The sequence below is a fragment of the Candidatus Cloacimonadota bacterium genome (assembly GCA_020532355.1).
GTDB lineage: Bacteria > Cloacimonadota > Cloacimonadia > Cloacimonadales > Cloacimonadaceae > UBA5456.
This window is the reverse complement of sequence record JAJBBD010000265.1, coordinates 1-4,266: the sequence shown is the minus strand read 5'-3', so window position 1 is coordinate 4,266 and position 4,266 is coordinate 1. Positions and strand designations below refer to the sequence as shown.

Here is a 4,266-nt window from a genome sequence, read left to right as displayed (position 1 = left end):
GGGCGATGTGCTTGATTATCTGCTCCAATGTATTGCATATCAAAACGTTCTGGCAAATTAAAATCAAACTGGATGGTTGTACATTGCCAGGCTCTGCCAATGGCGTCTTTAATCTTTATATCTATCTTAGGTCCGTAGAAAGCGCCTCCACCTTGATCCACGCTAAATTCCAGACCCAACTTGTTGAGTGAGTCCCTTAAGCTTCCAGTCGCCATATCCCAATCTGCATCTTCACCCACTGCTGCTTCCGGCTTGGTGGAAAGATATATCAAGAAATCTTTAAAACCAAAGCTTTTTAGCATATCCAGCGAGAAAACTATCAGTTTTTCTACTTCATCACTTACTTGCTCTGGAGTGCAGATAATGTGCGCATCGTCCTGAGTAAAGCCACGCACTCTCATAAGTCCATGAAGTACTCCGCTTCGTTCATAGCGATATACTGTGCCAAGTTCAGCCAAACGAATTGGCAGTTCTCGATAGCTGTGATGATTGGCATTGTATATACTTAAATGGAAGGGGCAATTCATGGGTTTAATGTAGTAATCCTGTCCTTCCACATCCATATTGGAATACATGTTTTCTTTATAAAAGCCCAGGTGTCCACTGGTTTGCCACAGGTTACTGCGTCCAACATGAGGAGTATAAACTAACTTATAGCCATTCTTAAGATGTTCATCTTTCCAATGAGCTTCAATTAGATGGCGGATCATGGCACCATTGGGATGCCACAACACAAGTCCTGCGCCTACTTCATCGTTTATAGAAAAGAGATCGAGATCTTTACCTAATTTGCGATGATCTCTTTTTGCAGCTTCTTCCAAGAAATTCAAATACTGTTTAAGTTCTTTATTTGTGGGGAAGCTTATGCCATAAATTCGTTTTAGCATCTTGTTCTTTTCGTCGCCACGCCAGTATGCACCGGAGCTTTTTAGCAGTTTTACTGCCTTGATCTTGCCAGTGGAAGGAATGTGGGGTCCACGACAAAGATCAATAAAGTCACCCTGGGTGTAGGTGCTGATAATCTGATCTTCTGGTATCTCTTCAAGGATCTCGATTTTGTAGTCCTCATTCATGCTTTTGAATACTTCAATTGCTTCGGCTTTACTTAACTCCTTGCGGTGATAGGGGAGATCTTGTGCGCTTAATTCTTTCATGCGCTCTTCAATCTTACGCAAGTCTTCATCAGAAAAGGATTCATCACGGTCAAAATCGTAATAGAAGCCATGTTCTATAGCGGGACCTATGGTAACCTTAACATCAGGCCAGAGTTGTTTTACGGCTTGTGCCATCAAGTGGGCTGTGCTATGCCAATATAACTCTTTGCCTTGCTCAGTTTTAAAGGTGTGGATTATTAAATCACTATTACAGTCAATTACGGTTTCAAGATCGCAGATCTTACCATTTATTTCAGCAGCCAAAGCGACATCTGCCAAACGAGGGCTAATATCCTCGGCTACCTTATATGCGCTAATTGCTTCTGGATATTGTCGCTTACTCCCATCGGGAAGGCTTATTATTACAGACATAATATCTCCATAATCATCATTGATCTTTCCAACTTGTAAAATGGTTAATTTTTGTCAAGTGTGCTGACAATCCTGGTTAAAGTAAGACTGTTGAAAATAACCAGAAGCGTTACTCCAACATCGGCAATTATAGCCTCCCAAAGCCCACTAAAACCAGCAATACCCAGAATCATAACCAATAACTTGATGCCCAAGGCTAAGATGATGTTTTGCCACACCTTACTATTAGTTGCCTTGGAAAGCTGGAAGGCCTGCAGTAACTGCTCCGGTTTATCATTTAGAAGAACAATATCGGCACTATCAATGGATGCTTGGGCACCTATAGACCCCATGGCTATGCCAATATCTGCTCTTGCTAGAACTGGAGCATCATTCATGCCATCGCCTACATAAGCCACTTTGTGATGTTTGCTTTTCATAATATCTTCCAAGACATGTAGTTTGTGATGAGGGAGTAATTCTGCCTTAAAGAAATCTAGCTTAAGAAGTTTTGCCACCTGATCTGCTTTGGAAGCTTTGTCTCCGGAAAGCATCGAAATATTCTTAACTCCCATGTTTCTCAATCTGCTTAGTATACTTGGCATATTGTGTTTTATTTCATCACTAAAAGCAGCAATGCCAAGATATCGATTATTCTTCGCAACATGCACTAAGCTTAGTGCATCGAGCTGCAAAACGTTCTTGAAGCCTAAGCTAATTAAGTAGTCGTCACTGCCAGCTCTATATAGATCATTACCATACCTCAACCTAATTCCTCGTCCCGGTATCTCTTCAAATTCATGTTGTTCATCGAAATTATAGTTTAAAGAAATAGCATCTTTAACTGCTAGCGCAAAGGGATGCTGGGAGTTGTATTCGCTCAACCATAATGCTGTTTGCAATTCTTCTAATCTTACGTCCTCTACAGGTAAGAAACTTTCTAGTTTTAACTTTCCGGTAGTAAGAGTTCCTGTTTTATCAAATACCAAGCTCTTAATCTGGCGTAAGCTATCTAAATATACACTACCCTTAAAGATGATACCCTTGCGGGCAGCAAGTCCTATCCCAATATAGTACGTAAGCGGAATGGATATTACCAAAGCACAGGGACAACTCACAATTAGAAACACCAAAGCACGCTCTAGCCATATTGTAACGGGATATCCCATTAATATTGGAATCAGAAATACCAATACTGCAAGTCCAACCACCACTGGAGTGTACACTCGAGCAAAGCGAGTTATGAAGCGTTCTTGTCGTGATTTTCTAGCAACAGCATTTTCAATGAGAGATAAGATGCGGGCAATCATACTCTCGTTTTCTTTTCTTAAAACTTCCATTTCCAGTAAACCACCCTGATTCAAGTATCCCGCAAATACTTCATCTCCTGGTTTTACTGGCTGAGGAGTAGATTCTCCGCTAACGCTGGAAGTATCTAGAGTGCTAACGCCCTTCAGTATTTTACTATCCAAGGGAATTCGCTCTCCAGGATGCACATACAGGATATCTCCAGGATGCACCATGTTGAGTCTTTTATCTTGAACGTTGTTTTCAAGTTTAACATGTGCGAGATCAGGTTTTAAGGACATAATGCCGGCAACAGTTTGTTTGCTTTTTGTAATCGCCCTCGCTTCCAAGTACTGACCAAATTCGTATAGAGCCATTACTGCTATTGCCTCGGTATATTCACCCAAATACAAAGCGCCAATACCTGCAATACTCATTAAGAAGTGCTCTGCCATCAACTGATGGGAAAACACTTCTCGCGCAGCATTTTTTAGGACTCTTGCAGAAACCATCAAAAAGGCCATAATACTTAATATCATAAATATTCCTGAGGAAGGGTTGATTATCTGAACAATAAGCCAGAGTAATAAGCCGGCAAAGATAAACATAGTATAAGCAGATTTAGTATTTATGATGTCTTCACCCGGAGCGTGAAAGAATGCTCCAGGCTCTATCTTGGCAGCAATACGATTGAGCTTGGCCAAGACGTTCTCATTATCGTTTTTGTATTGTATAATCAACCGCTTATTTATGAAATCGAGATTTACCCTATCTACTTCAATCAAATTAGCTATCTCGCCTTCTATCTTAGCGCTACAACCGGCACATTCGAGATTCTTTACTTCATACTCTCGAATTATCACTTTCCCTCCAGAACATGCTCTAATGCTACCTTAAATAAGTTTTGGATGTGATCATCATCCAGAGAGTAGTAAAATACTGTGCCCTCTCGGCGATATTTTACCAAGCGGCTAAGTCTTAGAATCTTTAACTGATGTGATACAGCAGATTGTCCCATTTGTGCTAAAGTGGCCAAATCTGCAACGCACAACTCTGCTTTGGATAGAAAGTGTAACAAGGTCAAGCGAGAAGGATCTCCAAAAACCTTGAATAACTCGGCTAGTTTTCCTATCGTATCTAAACTAGGCAGATCATTCATAATTGCCTTAATCTCTTTATCTGATATAAGCTTACATAAGCATTTATCTGTCATTATGTCTCCATTATATGAATATATGTTCATGTTATGCGCAACCCCGATATCCGTCAAGATAAATCTACGATTTTCATCTTACCCCGTATAAATACAGAGTTATAAACCCTCACTGAAAACTTCAATTTTCATTATAAATATAAACCCTCACTGAAAACTTCAAATCCAATCACCAAAACTTCAAATGTCCAAGTCCGAAAGATGATGAGCCATACGAGTTGGATGTTCTAACAATGCTAACTTCTTTCTGATCATCATATT

Annotated in this window: 3 protein-coding genes; all 3 read right to left on the bottom strand. The window is 40.2% G+C overall.

All coding sequences use genetic code 11. The features are described 5' to 3' along the window. On the bottom strand, positions 1 to 1,526 hold a 1,526-nt coding region (gene thrS / locus LHW48_09105), incomplete at its 3' end, for a threonine--tRNA ligase (GenBank protein MCB5260608.1). A 44-nt stretch (positions 1,527 to 1,570) separates the two neighbouring features. Further along, on the bottom strand, positions 1,571 to 3,655 hold the full coding sequence (cadA, locus tag LHW48_09100; protein ID MCB5260607.1) for a cadmium-translocating P-type ATPase: 2,085 nt from the start codon (positions 3,653 to 3,655) through the stop codon (positions 1,571 to 1,573). After that, a complete protein-coding gene (locus tag LHW48_09095; protein MCB5260606.1) occupies positions 3,652 to 4,005 on the bottom strand; it encodes a metalloregulator ArsR/SmtB family transcription factor in 354 nt (117 codons plus the stop codon). The genes cadA and LHW48_09095 overlap by 4 nt, the downstream gene beginning before the upstream one ends. Positions 4,006 to 4,266 lie beyond the last annotated feature (261 nt).

Bases quoted from the DNA above. Each gene is read 5' to 3' on its own strand.
- LHW48_09095 (MCB5260606.1), bottom strand. From the start codon at position 4,005: ATGACAGATAAATGCTTATGTAAGCTTATATCAGATAAAGAGATTAAG.